15 protein-coding genes and 1 pseudogene are annotated in these 17,117 nt (G+C 37.0%); all 16 read left to right on the plus strand.

The genetic code is table 11. The features are described from left to right. Positions 1 to 1,443 (plus strand): nucleoside-diphosphate sugar epimerase/dehydratase (locus QZR70_RS05585; RefSeq protein ID WP_295793681.1); only part of this gene is annotated, 1,443 nt, incomplete at its 5' end. A 120-nt stretch (positions 1,444 to 1,563) separates the two neighbouring features. Further along, positions 1,564 to 3,009, plus strand: coding sequence for a GumC family protein (locus QZR70_RS05590; protein WP_295793683.1), 1,446 nt, complete (start codon positions 1,564 to 1,566; stop codon positions 3,007 to 3,009). Position 3,010: 1 nt separating this feature from the next. After that, on the plus strand, positions 3,011 to 3,622 hold the full coding sequence (locus QZR70_RS05595) for a CpsD/CapB family tyrosine-protein kinase (protein ID WP_295793685.1): 612 nt from the start codon (positions 3,011 to 3,013) through the stop codon (positions 3,620 to 3,622). A 74-nt stretch (positions 3,623 to 3,696) separates the two neighbouring features. After that, on the plus strand, positions 3,697 to 4,896 hold the full coding sequence (locus QZR70_RS05600; protein WP_295793687.1) for a DegT/DnrJ/EryC1/StrS aminotransferase family protein: 1,200 nt from the start codon (positions 3,697 to 3,699) through the stop codon (positions 4,894 to 4,896). Next, positions 4,890 to 5,576 (plus strand): sugar transferase, encoded by a 687-nt coding sequence (locus QZR70_RS05605; protein ID WP_105089010.1) that lies wholly within the window; start codon positions 4,890 to 4,892, stop codon positions 5,574 to 5,576. Before QZR70_RS05600 ends, QZR70_RS05605 begins: the two co-directional genes overlap by 7 nt. Positions 5,577 to 5,587: 11 nt before the next feature. Next, a complete protein-coding gene (locus QZR70_RS05610) occupies positions 5,588 to 6,454 on the plus strand; it encodes a phosphorylcholine transferase LicD (RefSeq protein ID WP_295793690.1) in 867 nt (288 codons plus the stop codon). 9 nt (positions 6,455 to 6,463) lie between these two features. Then, entirely contained in the window at positions 6,464 to 7,186 is a 723-nt protein-coding gene (locus tag QZR70_RS05615; RefSeq protein ID WP_295793692.1) for a 2-C-methyl-D-erythritol 4-phosphate cytidylyltransferase, read from the plus strand. Beyond that, positions 7,179 to 8,228 carry an NAD(P)-dependent oxidoreductase gene (locus QZR70_RS05620; RefSeq protein WP_295793694.1) on the plus strand — a complete coding sequence of 350 codons (1,050 nt, stop codon included), beginning with the start codon at positions 7,179 to 7,181 and terminating at the stop codon, positions 8,226 to 8,228. Before QZR70_RS05615 ends, QZR70_RS05620 begins: the two co-directional genes overlap by 8 nt. Beyond that, positions 8,225 to 9,292 carry a glycosyltransferase gene (locus QZR70_RS05625; RefSeq protein WP_295793697.1) on the plus strand — a complete coding sequence of 356 codons (1,068 nt, stop codon included), beginning with the start codon at positions 8,225 to 8,227 and terminating at the stop codon, positions 9,290 to 9,292. The genes QZR70_RS05620 and QZR70_RS05625 overlap by 4 nt, the downstream gene beginning before the upstream one ends. A gap of 19 nt (positions 9,293 to 9,311) precedes the next feature. After that, positions 9,312 to 10,569 (plus strand): annotated as a pseudogene (locus QZR70_RS05630) (O-antigen ligase family protein). After that, entirely contained in the window at positions 10,547 to 11,479 is a 933-nt protein-coding gene (locus tag QZR70_RS05635; protein WP_295793702.1) for an ATP-grasp fold amidoligase family protein, read from the plus strand. The pseudogene QZR70_RS05630 and the gene QZR70_RS05635 overlap by 23 nt, the downstream one beginning before the upstream one ends. Further along, entirely contained in the window at positions 11,457 to 12,596 is a 1,140-nt protein-coding gene (locus QZR70_RS05640) for a CapA family protein (protein ID WP_295793704.1), read from the plus strand. The genes QZR70_RS05635 and QZR70_RS05640 overlap by 23 nt, the downstream gene beginning before the upstream one ends. After that, positions 12,596 to 14,047 (plus strand): lipopolysaccharide biosynthesis protein, encoded by a 1,452-nt coding sequence (locus QZR70_RS05645; protein ID WP_295793707.1) that lies wholly within the window; start codon positions 12,596 to 12,598, stop codon positions 14,045 to 14,047. Before QZR70_RS05640 ends, QZR70_RS05645 begins: the two co-directional genes overlap by 1 nt. Before the next feature lie 26 nt (positions 14,048 to 14,073). Beyond that, on the plus strand, positions 14,074 to 15,171 hold the full coding sequence (locus QZR70_RS05650; protein WP_295793710.1) for an NAD-dependent epimerase/dehydratase family protein: 1,098 nt from the start codon (positions 14,074 to 14,076) through the stop codon (positions 15,169 to 15,171). Then, entirely contained in the window at positions 15,172 to 16,338 is a 1,167-nt protein-coding gene (locus QZR70_RS05655) for a nucleotide sugar dehydrogenase (RefSeq protein WP_295793712.1), read from the plus strand. Positions 16,339 to 16,374: 36 nt separating this feature from the next. Continuing rightward, a complete protein-coding gene (locus QZR70_RS05660; protein WP_295793715.1) occupies positions 16,375 to 16,821 on the plus strand; it encodes a VanZ family protein in 447 nt (148 codons plus the stop codon). Positions 16,822 to 17,117 lie beyond the last annotated feature (296 nt).

The following is a 17,117-nucleotide window of genomic DNA, read 5'->3' on the forward strand; positions in this document are numbered from 1 at the left end:
ATCAAAAGCATTTTAGTTTCCCAATTCCAACTGATTCTTCATACACTCATTATAGGTGCAGGTGATGCCGGTGCAACGATAGCTCGTGAAATCGAACGTTATCATAAGCGGTCTCGAAGAATCATTGGTTTTGTTGATGATGATATGTATAAACACAATCGTCTCATGAACGGCTTTAGAATTTTAGGGAATCGTGAAGATATTCCAATGCTTGTAGCAAGATACAAGGTTGAAGAGATCATCATTGCTATGCCATCGGTAAAGCGAGATGTCATTCGTGAGATTATGGAAATCTGCTCTCCTCTTAAATGTAAGGTTAATACCTTGCCGGGGATGTACCAGTTACTAGATGACGAAGTCCTTGTATCTCATCTTCATCCTGTTTCCATCGAAGATTTATTAGAGCGTGATGAAATTCATCTGGATACATCTAAGGTGGAACCATATCTTAAGGATAAAGTAGTTCTTGTTACTGGTGCAGGTGGTTCTATTGGTTCTGAAATTTGTCGCCAAGTACTGCGGGTAAAACCTAAAAAACTATTGTTACTAGGACATGGTGAAAATAGTATTTATCTTATTCACCAAGAGTTGCGATCCATTGTACCTGAAGGGACTTTGGTTCCCATTATTGCTGATATTCGAGATAAAAATCAGTTAGACCAAATTTTTACTGACTATGAACCAGATGTAGTGTTCCATGCAGCAGCTCACAAACATGTACCACTTATGGAAATTCAACCAATTGCAGCGGTGCTAAATAATATTTATGGTACTCGTAATGTAGCAGATGTAGCAGGGGCACATGGTGTTGAACGTTTTGTTATGATTTCCACAGACAAAGCGGTAAATCCAACAAGTGTCATGGGGGCTACAAAGCGAGTGGCAGAAAAGGTTGTACTTGGTATGAATCATAAGTACGATACAAAGTTTATTACTGTTCGCTTTGGTAATGTTCTTGGTAGTCGAGGTTCTGTTATTCCATTATTCCGCAAACAAATTGAAGCTGGCGGCCCTGTAACTGTTACAGACCCAGAAATGACACGTTACTTTATGACTATTCCAGAAGCAAGCCAACTTGTATTACAAGCTGGTGCGATGGGGAATGGTGGTGAAGTGTTCTTATTAGATATGGGGGAACCAGTGAAAATTGTTGATTTAGCGAAGAATATGATTCGCCTTTCTGGATATGAGCCTGATAAAGATATTCGTATTGAATTTACTGGCTTACGTCCAGGTGAAAAGCTATATGAAGAATTATTAACTGCTGAAGAAGGCACTAACACAACGACACATAAAAAGATTTTTGAAGCTGCATTAGAAGATGTAGATCAAGAATGGTTAAGTGGTGAAATCGAGCGCTTTGAAACGTGTAAATCTGATTTGGATGTAATCAATGTATTACAAGATATCGTCACAACATATCATCCAAATCATAATGTATAACAATTTAATTACAACTATTTATTCAAAACTGTAATCTACGTGAGAGGGAGATATACAGTACATATTCCTAAAAGGGAGAGACCCTGTTGTTTGTAAACTTTCACAGAAAGGGGTATATGGGTGGAACAAATTATTGATTTAAAAGAGGTCGGTAGAGTCCTCGTTAAACGGCGCCGTAAAATTATCAATGTAACGGTTGCTTGTATTGTATTAGGTGGTGCATATAGCCTGTTAGCACCATCTACCTATCAATCTACATCTATGTTGCGCATTAAACAATCTCAAGGTTTAAGTAATTCTGTATTATCAAGTGCTAATGGTTATTCTGATTCTATGGCACGTCAATTGATGAATACAGATGCAGAAATTTTAAAGAGTCGTAATGTTGTAGAACCTGTTATTTCCGCTATTGAAGATCCCGAGGGAACAGGTAAAGCACCTACATACGAAGAGTTTGTTAAAACGCGTATCGAAACAAAACCATATAAAGAAACTGAATTATTACAAGTGAGTGTCACAGGTAAAAGTCCAGAGCAAGCACAAGAGGCAAATCAATTATTAATTGATACATTCTTGAATCGCTTAGCAGACATTTCACATGTTGAGCAACGGACGACACGGGAGTTCTTGCAAAAACGCGTAGTAACTGCAAAAGAAGAATTGGAGCAAGCAGAAAAGAAATTGCAACAATTCCAAGTGGATAACAAGGTTTACTCCACCGCAGATCAAATGAAGGGCTTAACGGATAAGATTACCCTTATCGATCGTGAGAAAGCTCAAAATCAACTTGATTTAGAAACAGCGCAAGCAGCATTGGGCAGTATTAATGAGCAATTGGGTTCTGCGGGTAAAAGTATTGCTGATAGTGCTACCGTTCAGGCTTATAAAGGTCAACTAGCCGATTTAGAATCTCGTAGGGCTTCCTATATTGGCAAATATACTGATGAGCATCCTGCGATGAAAGAACTTAACCAACAAATTGAAGAAGCAAAAAGCGGCTTAAATGCTGAGATTAATGCTATTGCAACCCAACAAGCACCATCTAGCAATTCTGCTCAACAAGGTTTGTTGGCCGATAAATTCAGAAATGAAGCGGCTTTAGCCGTAGCACAAGGTAAAGAGTCTACATTGGCTGAACTTGATAAAGAAAACGAAGAGGCTATGAAAAACCTACCAGAAAAAGAACGTGGTTATATTCAAGCCAAACGTGATGTAGATGTAGCACAAGATATTTACGAAATGCTATCAAAACGCTTAGAAGAAGCCAAGGTAGCAGAAGTAATGGTGCCAAATGAAGTGCAAATCGTAGATGCTCCTACATTGCCAGAAAAAGCTATTGCTCCTCGTAAAGTACTTATTTTATTAGGCTCTGCAATTTTAGGAATTATTCTTGGTTGCCTTTACACATTGGGTCAGTTCTTCTGTAATCGCAAGGTTCAATCCGTACAAGAAATCAATGAGATTCTTGGTATTGATAACTTAGGTGTCATTCCAAATCATGAAGAAAAGGAATATGAAGAACCTAGTAATCGTATCGTAGCATTGTGGCGCAAAGTGAGAGGTTAATATGATAAGACTAATTTCTAATGAACGTGGTGATACACCGCTAGTAGAGGCATATCGTACATTGCGCAGCAATTTACAATACGTATGCAATCAACATAAAAGTAAGATAATTTGTATTACAGCTGCTACTAGTGGAGAAGGTACCTCTGAGGTGGCGGCCAATACGGCAATAGCTCTATCAAAGAATAATAATAAAGTTCTTTTAGTAGATGGTAATTTACGTAATCCAGTACAGCATGTAGCATTCAATGTACAAAATAAAGGTCTTACAAATGCAGTTATCATGGATGAAGATTTAACCATTCATCGTAATATAATTCCTCATTTGGATGTGCTTACTGCCGGCGAGATAGTTGAGCATCCTTCTGAAGTAGTAGATTCTAGTAAGTTATCTACAATTTGGGAATATATTCGCGATGAATACGATGTGGTTATCATTGATACACCGCCTGTATTAGATGTTACGGATGCTATTATATTAGCGGAAAAATCCGATGGCGTTATGCTTGTTGTTAAAAATGAAGTAGCTAGTCCTAAAGATCTAATAGAAGCAAAAAAACGACTGACTCAGGTTGGTATTCCTCTACTAGGATCCATCGTAATTGATGCGTAGTAGTAATTAATATAAATTTGATTTGATAAATCAAGCGTATCCATAAGGTACAGAAAGTCATGAGGTGATTGTATATGAAAATTAATTTTTCCCCTCCCGATATTACAGAGTTAGAAATCAATGAAGTTGTAGAAGCCTTAAAAAGTGGTTGGATTACAACTGGTCCGCGCACAAAAGAATTAGAGAAAAAGATTGCGGCACAGTTAGGTACACCTAAAGCTGTTTGTTTAAACTCTGCTACCGCGGCGCTTGAGATGTCTCTTCGTGTATTAGGTATTGGTCCCGGCGATGAAGTAATTACCAGTGCTTATTCCTATACGGCTAGTGCAAGTCCTGTTGTTCATGTGGGAGCTACACTAGTTCTTGTAGATACCCAAAAAGATTCCTTTGAAATGGATTACGATGCAGTGGCTCGTGCTATTACGCCAAAAACAAAAGCTATTATCCCCGTAGATATTGCAGGGGTCCCTTGTGACTACGATCGTTTGCGTTCCATTGTAGAAGAAAAGAAATCTCTCTTTACACCATCTAATGATATTCAAAAAGCATTGGCACATATTCCTATTGTAGCGGACTGTGCACACTCCTTTGGGGCCTCATATAAAGGTACACCAACAGGTAATGTAGCTGATTTCAGCAGTTTTTCCTTCCATGCAGTAAAGAATTTTACAACTGCTGAAGGGGGCTGTGCTACATGGCGACACATAGATGGTATCGATGATGAAGCTATTTATAAGCAATTCCAATTATTATCTTTGCATGGTCAAGATAAGGATGCTCTTGCTAAAACAAAAGCAGGCGCTTGGGAATATGATATTAAAGGTACCTATTATAAATGTAATATGACCGATATTATGGCGGCTATTGGATTAGCTCAATTTGAGCGGTACCCAAAATTGTTAGCACGTCGTAAAGAAATCATCGAAGCTTATGATGCAGCTTTTAAAGACTTACCGGTTACATTGCTACATCATTATACTGATGAACATCAAAGTAGTGGGCACTTGTATTTAGTACGTTTAGATGGACAAGATGCTGAATATCGCAACAAGGTAATTGAAGCTATGGCTGAAGCTGGTATTGCAACGAATGTACATTATAAACCAATTCCGATGCACACGGCTTATAAGAATTTAGGATTTACCATCGATGATTATCCAAATGCTTATAATCAGTTTAAAAATGAAATCACATTGCCTCTTCATACATTGCTAACAGATGAAGAAGTGCAATATATCATTGAACAGTTTAAAAGGATTATTACGGAATGCTAGTAAAAAACTTTCACGATCTCCCAAAAGAGCTGCAGTGTGAAGCTGTGCGTCCTTATTTTGAATTGTTAAATCAAAAGCGTGGGAGCCTTTTATGTAAAAGTATTTTTGACCGCCTTATGGCCGCAGGGATGCTCATTATATTGAGCCCTGTATTTCTTGTGTTAGCCATTATGATTAAACGGGATAGCGAAGGAGAGGTTTTCTTTCGTCAAACACGTGTTACACAGTATGGTCGTACCTTTGGTATTTATAAGTTCCGCACAATGGTAAAAAATGCGGAATCATTAGGTGCTCAAGTAACATCACAAAATGATATGCGCGTTACTAAGGTTGGAAATATGCTTCGTAGTTGTCGTCTTGATGAATTGCCTCAGCTTATCAATATCCTTTTAGGAGATATGAGCTTTGTCGGCACAAGACCAGAAGTGCCTCGCTATGTGGCGGCTTATACCGATGAAATGAAGGCAACCCTATTATTACCAGCTGGTGTAACTAGTGTGGCAAGCATTGCTTATAAAGATGAAGATCAACTTTTACAAAATGCGCAAAATGTTGATGAAGTCTATATTAATGAGGTATTACCAGGCAAGATGGCTTGGAATTTAAAGAGTATTAAAGAATTTTCTTTTCTACAAGATATTAAAACGATGGTTGATACAGTACTAGCTGTATTACGTTGAAAGAGGTCCCTATGAGTACATCTATGACAAAGGAAATACAAGAAAAAGAGCTTGCTATGTTGCTGTACTTTAAAGAGTTTTGTGACAAACATAATTTGCGCTTTTACCTCTGTGGCGGTGGTCTCATTGGGGCTATACGTCATAATGGCTTTATCCCTTGGGATGATGATTTAGATTTATTTATGCCACGTCCCGATTATGAAAAATTAGCTGAATTATGGCCTAAATATGCAGATACAGAACGGTATACTTATTGTCGAACTGATCGAAATCATATTTATCATGATGCGGGTGCTTCTATTCGAGATAACAACACGACATTTATTAATCGTCATAGTATGCACGAAGATATTTGTCATGGTTTGGCTCTTGAAATTATGCCTATTGATGGATGTGCACCAGGTCAAATTAGTCGTACACTGCAATTGATGTGGGCCATGACCTTTGCACTTTTCAATGCTCAACGATTGCCAGATAATAAAGGACCGATGTATCGCGCATTAGCAGGATGTATTTACAAGGTATTTTCTAGTCAGTCGTTACGTTATCATATTTGGCGTTTTGCGGAAAAGCAAATGACTAAATACGATTTCAATACGAGTAAGGAGTGTACTGAATTAATTGGTAGTTTAAAGGGTATGAAGCTACGTCATCCTCGAGAAGACTTCGAATCTGTAGTATATAAGGATTTTGAAGGTCATCAAATACCAGTTATGAAAGGGTATGAAAGATATTTGCGTCTCATCTGGGGCGATTATATGCAACTACCTCCAGTAGAACAGCGCGTAGCAAAACATGATGCTGTATTTGCTGACTTGCACACACCTTATAAGGAGTATAGAGGCATACATTATGCCAAAAAGGAAGCTCAACCTTAAGGAGGGCCTATGAAACGAATAGCAGTAATCTTTGCGGGTGGCGTAGGTGCTCGTATGAATAACAGCAAGACGCCAAAACAGTTTCTTGAATGGAACGGTAGACCTATTTTGATTCAAACTTTAGATGTATTTGAACAAACGGACTTAATTGATGGCATTGTTCTAGCCTGCAAAGCAGAGTGGATTGATCACACCAAGAACCTCATCAAAGAGGCTAGGTTACAAAAGGTTCTATCCATTGTTCCAGGTGGAGAAAGTGCTTTAGATTCTCAATATAATGGATTGGCAGAAGCGAAGCGTTTATTTCCTAATGAAGATGTTACCGTATTGATTCACGATGGTGTTAGACCGCTTGTAGATAAGGAAACAATAGAGAGAAATATCGAATCTGTAGAAACAAAGGGGTCTGCTATCACTGTTACACCTGCTATTGAAACCGTTATGGTTACAGATAATGGTTCTATCAATCGAATATTAAATCGTAGTCAATGCCTTATGGCAAAAGCACCTCAAAGCTTTAAACTAGACGATATTCTATCGGTTCATGATCGAGCAAAAGCAGAAGGTACTCATAATTTTATAGACTCTGCGTCCATGATGATGCATTATGGCTACACTCTATATCCAGTATTAGGGGAGACGGAAAATATAAAGATTACGACACCATCTGATTATTATATGTTCACAGGTATTATTAAGAACCGCGAATTAGGAGGATTACAAGATGAGTAATTCCGTTATTAAACGCGAGTTAGCAGCTTTACTACAAGATAAAAGGCACTTTGATTTCCTCCGCCATCAACGCATTCTTGTGACAGGTGCGACGGGACTCATTGGCTCTATGTTTATAAAACTGCTTATACTTGCTAATGAAGCGTATGGTCTAGATATACAGGTAATAGGTCACGTACGTAGTCATGACAAAGCACAGGCTATTCTAGGTGATTATTTAGATAATGATTCTATTACACTTATCGATGGTTCTTTAGAATCTATTGATGTGCCTTGTGACTATATTTTACATGGTGCAGCACCAACACAATCTAAGTTCTTTATGGAGCATCCTGTAGAAACGATTCGTACTTCGATTCATGGTACGGAAGCTATGCTTGAACTAGGCCGTCATAAAACGGTAAAGAAACTTGTATACCTATCGAGCATGGAACAGTATGGTGTTCCTTATGAATCGGGACAGGTGATGACTGAAGAGCGATTAGGATATTTAGATCACTTAAATGTGCGTAGCTCTTATTCTGAAAGTAAAAGATTATGTGAGTGTTATTGTAAATCTTATGCCGTAGAATTTGGCGTTCCAGCTGTTATAGCTCGATTGGCACAAACTTTTGGACCTGGTGTTCCTGTTTCAGATAATCGCGTATTTATGCAATTCACTAAGAGTGCTCTAAAAAATGAAAATATTGTACTTCATACAAAGGGCGATTCTATGTCTAATTATTGCTATATTACTGATGCATTAACGGGCATTTTAACCCTTATGAAGGACGGAGAAGCTGGTGAAGCATACAATGTATGTCATGATGAGGAAACTCGCTCCATAGCTAGCATTGCTCATTTAGTAGCGACCCATGTAAGCCATGATAAGAGTGAAGTCATTTTTGACATTCCAAAAGATGTACAAGGCTTAGGCTATGCGCCGACAGTGCACATGTTCTTAAGTTCAAAAAAATTAAAGTCCTTAGGATGGCAGCCTAAGGTAACAATGGCGCAGGCTTATGTAAGACTTGCAGAATATATCCAAGAGGAAGGCCTATGAAAAAGGAAATAATCATTGTTACTATCTCCCTTGGTAATGATGGAGCTGAACGAATTTTAACAGAGTTAGCTCGTCAATGGGTGCATGATGGTCATCATATTACGGTCATCCAAACTAGTCCCAATCGTTATGGTAATGAATATGCCTTAGAAAATGGGATAGAGCAAATTGAAATTCATACCACAAGTTCTAATAAAGTGATTCGCTTTATGCAGGAAATAAAAGAGCTAATAAAGATTTTAAAGACTAGACCGAATGCTACATGTTTATCATTCTTGTCTGCATCTAGCTTTATATTGGCTATTAGTTCCTGGTTTGTAAAGAATCGCATTGTCTTTTCAGAACGAAATAATCCGCGTAAGGTACCTATCGGTTGGCATCAACAAGCGCTGCGTAATTTTGCTTTTCGCTTTGCTGATGCGTTAGTATTCCAAACGGAAGATGCACGTTCATATTTTCCTGAATCTGTACAAAAGCGTGGTGTTATCATTCCGAATCCTATTAATGGTAAATTGCCACCACCAATTGAGGGAGAACGGGAAAAGACGATCGTTACAGCATGTCGCTTGCATCCGCAAAAGAATTTGCCTATGATGATCAATGCATTTAGTATGCTAGCAGATGAGTTTCCAGAGTATAAACTCGTTATTTATGGGCAAGGCGTTTTAGAGGATGAACTACGAGCTCAAATAAAATCTCTTAATTTAGAGGATAGAATTTTATTGCCTGGCTTTGCTAGTAATATTTTAGAGAAGGTCGCACCTTGTTCTATGTATGTTTCATCATCTGATTTTGAAGGTATTTCAAACTCTATGCTTGAAGCGCTAGGCATGGGCTTGCCTACAGTTGTTACAGACTGTCCAGTAGGTGGGGCTCGTATGGTCATAACAAGTGGAGAGAATGGTATCTTGGTGCCTGTAGGAGATACACAGGCTATGTATGAAGCCATGCGTAGCGTTCTAAAAGATCCTGCACTAGCAGCTAAACTTTCACAAGAAGCCATTAAGGTGCGTGACAAATTCCCACTATGCAAAATTGCTAAACGTTGGTTAGATGTTTTATGAGTTGTAAGGAGGAGAACCATTGAAGTTAAATATTACGGCTATTGCTGACCGCATGATATGGTTCATAACTCTAATTTTTTTAGTGTTGTCGTTGACCATTTCCTTTGCCCTTGGCGATGCGAATTATGGTGCTTATGTATTATTTGTATGCCTATTTGGACTTATTATTTGTTATCTCATCCGAGAGCAGGGAGTTATTAAATTTAGGCTTACTTGGATGCATGGTTATATGCTCCTCTTCATTGGAGCCTGTTATCTGAGTACTATTAATGCTATAGAGCCATCTGTAGCACTCAGTCGAAGCTTTGATATCGTCAAGATATTCTTTATGCTTATCATTCTATACATGTGTTATCAAGATAAAAAATCGGTGGACACATTATTAAAGATTGGTATGTGGACTGGGTATATAGTTTGTTTTTATACTGTATATTTCTATGGTTTAGATTATTTTATTACTGTTTTGTCATCTTCTGCTCGAATTGCCAATGATGCATTAAATGCGAATACAGTAGGTTTGTTAGGGGCCAATGCAATCGTTATGACATTGTATTATATGTTGTACGATCGTCCTCGTTGGTGGAATATTATAGCCTTACCTACATTGGGAATTTTAGCGGCTACCGGCAGTCGTAAAGCCTTAGTGTTCGTTGTTGTTGGTACAGTCTTACTATTTGTGTTTAAAAGTTTACGCAGTACTAATGTAGTGAATTCTATTGCGAAAATTATAGGGTCCTTATTAGCTCTTACGTTAGTTGGTATTGCAGTCTTACAATTGCCTATGTTTTCAGAGGTGCTAGACCGTATGTCGAGTATGGTGGATGCCTTTTCTGGTACTGGTGGCGACTCATCAACTATTATCCGTATGGCTTTGGTTGATATCGGATGGGATTTATTTTATCAATCCCCTATAACTGGGGTGGGTGTAAATAACCCTTCAGTATTTACCTATTTCGTATACGGTAAAGAGAATTACTACTTACATAATAACTATATTGAGTTATTAGCAGGTACAGGGGTAATCGGCTTATTGGCGTATTATTCAATGTACATATACATTGCCTATAACTTAATTCGTTATCGAAACTTTCATAGTAATGAATACGTAATGGTACTGATTTTGTTCCTTTCTCAAATCGTTATGGATATGGGCATGGTTTCTTATGATAAGCTTGAGAGCGAGATGGCACAGTACATATTTTTATATGATGATGTTTTATTTAGAGGTGCAATTGCTCCGGAAAGGACGTAAAAATGAAGCTCAGCAAGTTGTGTAAAGTTGGCATGTCCTTTTTAACAAAACCTTACTATCGCACGAGAGTATTAATCAAATTAGGTTATTATGATTCTTTATCTGATGAAGAGTTTTTAAAGAAAGTATTCCCAAAATACATGGGCTATCCTCTAGATTTAGAGAATCCTAAAACTTTTAGCGAAAAGTTACAATGGCTAAAGGTTAATTACAGAGACCCTATACAAACAGTAATGGTAGATAAGCATGAGGCTAAACATTTTATTGCTCACCGTGTAGGTGATCAATATATAATTCCCACCCTTGCTGTTTGGGATTCCGTAGAGGATATAGACTTTGATACATTACCTAATCAATTTGTTTTGAAATGTACACATGATAGTGGGGGCATCGTTATTTGTAAAGATAAGTCATCCTTTAATCGAGAAGCCGCTAAAGCTAAATTAAGTGCATCCTTACAACGGGATTATTCGCGTATAGCCAGAGAGTGGCCTTATAAAGATGTTCCTCGTCGGATTATAGCAGAGGAATATTTATCTGAGCTAGGGAGCAATGAAATCTTAGATTATAAAATGTATTGTTTCCATGGTAAACCAAAGTTGACTGTAGTATGTTCTGACCGCTTTTCTAAAACAGGAACGCGTATGAATTTTTATGATATCGATTGGAAACCTATGGGCATTCATTTTGGGCATTATCCGCCGGTATCAACTGAGTTTACAAGGCCTGAAACATATGAAGAAATGCTAAGATTGGCTACTGAACTTAGTAAAGACTGTCCGTTTTTACGTGTTGATTTTTATGAAATAAAGGGACGACTTTATATTGGAGAGTTAACGTTCTTTCCGGGTGCAGGATTAGAAAAGTTCCGTCCTATATCAAAAGATTATGAATTGGGAGAGTGGTTACACCTTGAAACTGTACATCGGGGCTGATTTTGTCCCAACGGATATAAATAGAGAATTATTTGAATCTGGTAATGGCGAGGCTTTGGTTGGTAAGGAGTTACTGGGACTTCTAAAGGCATCTGATTTAAATGTATTTAATTTAGAGGTGCCTTTAACAGATGCATCTACTCCGATTAATAAATTTGGTAATAATTTAAAGTCTCCTACAAAAACAATCTATGGTTATAAGGCTTTAGAGCCTATATTTTTAACATTGGCTAATAATCACTCCTTAGATCATGGTGTAGAAGGATTAACTACTACACTGGAGTTATTAAAAAAGTATGATATTAAAAATGCAGGTGCTGGTGCTAATGTAAAAGCAGCTAAAAAGCCTTTTATCTTTGAAAAAGAAGGTATACGTATAGGATTTTACCTATGTGCAGAACATGAGTTTACCATTGCTTCTTGTCATACAATGGGGGCTAATCCATTTGATGTATTAGAGAGCTTCGATGATGTAGAAGCTTTAAAGAAAACTTGTGATTATATTATCGTCCTATATCATGGTGGGAAGGAGTTTTATCGCTATCCATCGCCAATGTTACAAAGATATTGCAGAAAATTTGTTGATAAAGGGGCAGATCTTGTAATTTGCCAACATAGTCATTGTATAGGTTCTCGTGAGGACTATGGTAAGGGGACTATTATTTATGGCCAAGGTAACTTTATCTTTAACTCCGAATCCTATATACATCATAAGGAGTTTGTAAAATATTCCTTATTAATCAGTGTAGAGGCTACAAAGGATACCTTTGTTGTATCTGAAGTGCCAATTCGTGGTACCGAAAGGGGCACCCGTTTGGCTACTGAATCGGAAGCCATGGAAACATTGACGGAATATAAAAAGCGAAGTGAAAACATTAGAGATGCTCATTTTGTTGCTCAAGCATATAAGGATTTTGCTGATACTCATGTAAAGCGATATTTGCGTGAATTTTTAGGTAGATCTTTTATCATTCGTGCAATAAATGGATTATTTGGACGAAAATTAATGCAACTTATTTTAGGAAAAACAAGTTATTTAGCAATTCAAAATTACTTGGAATGTGAAGCTCACCATGAATTATTCTTGCGGGGCATTAAGAATATCAATAAAAAATAATGGATACAAAAATAGTAGCTGCTGCTAAATGGTCTGTCATAACAGAGGTTTTAGCAAAGCTTATTACACCACTAACAAATATAATATTGGCCCATATGCTAGCACCTACGGCATTTGGGATATTGGCAACAATTATGATGGTTATATCCTTTGCAGAAATGCTAGCTGATGCAGGATTCCAAAAATTTCTTGTACAGCATGAGTTTCAAAGTGATAAAGAAAAACAGGAGGCTACAGATGTAGCTTTTATTGCTAACTTAGTTCTTTCTTTACTCTTGTGGGGGGCTATTATAGTCGGTCGTGATGAACTGGCCGTATTAGTTGGAAATGATGGCTTAGGCATACCGTTGGCCATAATGGGGGCCATGATTCCGCTCTCTGCTTTCAGTAGTGTACAAATGGCATTGTATAGACGGGACTTTAACTTTAAGTTTCTTCTTAACATTCGGCTCATCACAATTCTGACTCCTATATTGATATCCATACCTATGGCGCTCATGAGATATGACTATTGGTCTTTAATCGCTGGTATGTTAGGGGCTCAGTTATTTACGGCTTTGGCCTTATTGAAGAGTAGGAAAAATCAAATCCATCTCTTCTTTAGTTCTAGAGTCTTTATGAACATGTTTAGTTATAGTGCATGGTCATTGGCTGAAGCATTTTCTATTTGGCTTACTGCATGGGTGGATACCTTCATTATTAGTCGCTTTTTGGATGCCTATTATTTAGGGATCTATAAAATGCCTATGGCTATTGTTACAACTGTCATGGCTATGGCTACTTCATCTTTAGCGCCTGTATTATTTGCCGCTTTAAGTCGAGTTCAACAGGATGAACAGGCATTTTCCAATACATTCTTTACCTTCCAACGCTATATGGCTCTTTTTTTAGTACCTATAGGGATAGGCTTGTTTGTATTCCAAGACTTTGTTGTTGATCTCTTATTGGGACCACAATGGAAGTTAGCAGGTATTGTATTGGGATCTTGGGCCTTGAGTTCCGCTATTATGACAGTAACAGCGAATTTGATTTCTGAAGTATTCCGTGCAAAAGGAGTTCCTAATTTATCATTCTGGACTCAAATATTACATTTAGTTGTATTAATACCGGTAATTTATATTTGTATTCAGTATGACTTTAGTACATTTGTCTATGCTCGTTCAATAGTACGCATGGAAATGTTAATGGTTGCCATGATTTTCTTAGCATTATTTATACATATGAGTGCCCTTCGAGTGATTACTAATATAGGTGTATATCTAATTACTGCATCTATTGTTGGTGCTCTTGCATATAGTATTTTACATTTATATGATGCGGTATGGTGGACTATAGCTTGTATGATGTTATGCGTAGTACTATATGTGGTTATTTTATGTATCATTCCATCTGAGCGCACTATTATCACTTCTGGCGTTGATAAATTATTAAGTAAAGTAAGACGCTCATAATTAACAGAACTATGAAAGGAGTACATATGCTTTCAAAAAATGTAGACTTAAACAACACGGTGATCCTAGTAACGGGAGCCGCTGGATTTGTAGGGGCTAATCTTGTTATGTCCCTGTTATCTGAAGCAGAAGGAACTCAAATTATCGGCATAGATTCTGTTAATGATTACTATGACGTGGCCTTAAAAGATTATCGATTGCAACAAATTGATGAGATGAGCAAAGATAATAAAAATACGTGGATATTTAAAAAAGGGAATATTGCAGATAAGGCCTTTATTGAAGAAATTTTCTCTACCTATAAACCACGTATTGTTGTTAATTTAGCAGCACAGGCTGGTGTACGTTATTCTATTACGAATCCTGATGCTTATATTGAGTCTAATATTATTGGTTTTTACAATATATTAGAGGCTTGTCGTCATTCTTATGATAACGGTGGAAGTGGAGTAGAGCATTTAGTTTATGCATCATCGTCTTCTGTATATGGTGCGAATAAACAAATTCCATACTCTACAGATCATAAAGTAGATAATCCCGTATCTCTTTATGCGGCTACAAAAAAATCAAATGAATTATTGGCTTATTCTTATGCCAAGTTATATAACATTCCTAGTACAGGACTTCGTTTCTTCACTGTATATGGTCCTGCAGGGCGTCCTGATATGGCATACTTTGGCTTTACTAATACGTTGCGGAGCGGTGGCACTATAAAAATCTTTAACTATGGTAACTGTAAACGTGACTTTACCTATATCGATGATATAGTAGAGGGCGTATCTAAGGTGATGTGTGCGGCTCCAGAACGTCGCAACGGTGCCGATGGTTTACCAGTTCCTCCGTATGCAATTTATAATATTGGTAATAGTCATCCTGAAAATCTTCTAGATTTTGTGCGTATTCTTTCAGAGGAATTAGTTGCTGCTGGCGTATTACCAGAGGATTATGATTTTGAAGAACATAAAGAATTAGTGGCGATGCAACCAGGCGATGTACCTGTTACCTATGCAGATACAAGTGCTCTAGAAGAAGATTTTGGATTCAAGCCAAATACATCTTTACGGGAAGGGTTACGGAAATTTGCTATATGGTATAAAGAGTTTTACATGACGGAGGGCAAATAAATGAAGATTGCAATTGCTGGTACAGGCTATGTAGGCCTTTCAAACGGTGTTTTATTAGCACAACATAATGAAGTGGTGGCCCTCGATATTATCCCTGAAAAGGTTGAAATGCTAAATCGCAAAGAGTCGCCTATTGTAGATGCGGAATTGCAGGAGTATTTAGCTACTAAGAAGTTAAACTTTAAAGCTACCTTGGATCCTGTAGAAGCTTTTAAAGGTGCTGAGTATGTTATTATTTCAACGCCTACTAACTACGATCCTCAAAAGAACTTTTTTGATACCTCTTCTGTAGAACAAGTTATTAAAACAGTATTAGATATTAATCCAGATGCTGTTATGATTATTAAGTCCACTGTGCCAGTTGGGTACACCGTTCAAATGCGTAAGGAATTTAATACAGAGAACTTGATATTCTCTCCAGAGTTCTTACGCGAAGGTAAAGCTTTATATGATAATTTACATCCTTCCCGTATTGTAGTAGGGGAAGACTCTGAACGGGCCCGCCGTTTTGGACAACTTTTAGCTGATGGTGCTATTAAGGAACATGTACCTCAATTATATACGGATTCTACGGAAGCAGAAGCGATTAAATTATTTGCTAATACGTATTTGGCATTGCGCGTTGCATACTTTAATGAGTTAGATTCTTATGCTGAGGTTCGTGGCCTTAGTACAAGTCAAATCATTAATGGTGTTTGTTTAGATCCTCGTATTGGAGACTTCTATAATAATCCATCCTTTGGTTATGGTGGGTATTGTTTACCAAAAGATACTAAGCAATTATTAGCTAACTATAATGATGTTCCACAAAATTTAATCTCTGCTATTGTAGATGCTAATAGAACTCGTAAAGATCATGTTGCAGATGTTATTATAGGGAAGAATCCTAAAATTGTTGGTATTTATCGCTTGACGATGAAAATGAATTCTGATAATTTTAGAGCATCTGCAATTCAAGGTGTAATGAAGCGTATCAAGGCAAAGGGGATTGCAGTAGTTGTTTATGAACCGACTCTTGATGCAGAAGACTTCTTTAATTCCCCTGTGATTCGTAACTTTGAAGACTTTAAACGTGTTAGTGATGTCATAGTAGCTAACCGTTGGGATAATAGTTTAGAAGATGTGAAGGATAAAGTTTACACAAGAGACATTTTTGACCGCGATTAATATAAGTATATGTATTGTGGCGTTTAGGAGAGTAGTATGAAACGTTGGATACTATATATCCTGTTAGGGCTAATAGTATTTTTTATATGGGATAATTCGATGCAGAATGGTGGATCATCAGATGGATTTAGTTTACTTTTTGCAGAGACTTTGATTCCTATAGCAAATAAATTAGGCTTTCATGGAAATATATGGACCTTAAATAGGATTGTTCGAAAATTAGCTCATCTCACAGAGTTTACAATCCTTGGTGGTGTTTTATATACGATTCTACGTCGATATATTACATATGGTACCGTAATTAAGACTATAGGTTTAGGAATGTTCATAGCTAGTCTTGATGAATTTATACAAAGATTTTCACCAGGTCGTAGTTCTCAGTTCTCTGATATTTTGATTGATACAGTAGGTGTTGTTATTGGTATTTTAGTGGTAAAATTAGTCTATAATATCAGGTATAAGAGAAGTACATTTAAAAATTAAATTGTTAATAATATACAGATGAGTGAAAAATACCTCATAATCTTAGTGATTATGAGGTATTTTTAATGAAGATAATATGAAAATATAAATAATATATTAAATAAACACATTATAATTTATTTATTTTTATATAAAAATCACTATACAAGCTACTTTTCCCTTGATATAATCATGAATAGAAAATGAAAAATAAATGAGAACAACATGAAATTTATAAAGAGAACGATATCTGTAAGGGGTTATCGTAAGTAGAAGGGAAAGAATATGAATCGCGTGGTTGACTTACATGGTTGCAT

Source organism: uncultured Veillonella sp., from assembly GCF_900545205.1.
In the GTDB taxonomy this organism is placed as follows: Bacteria; Bacillota; Negativicutes; order Veillonellales; family Veillonellaceae; genus Veillonella.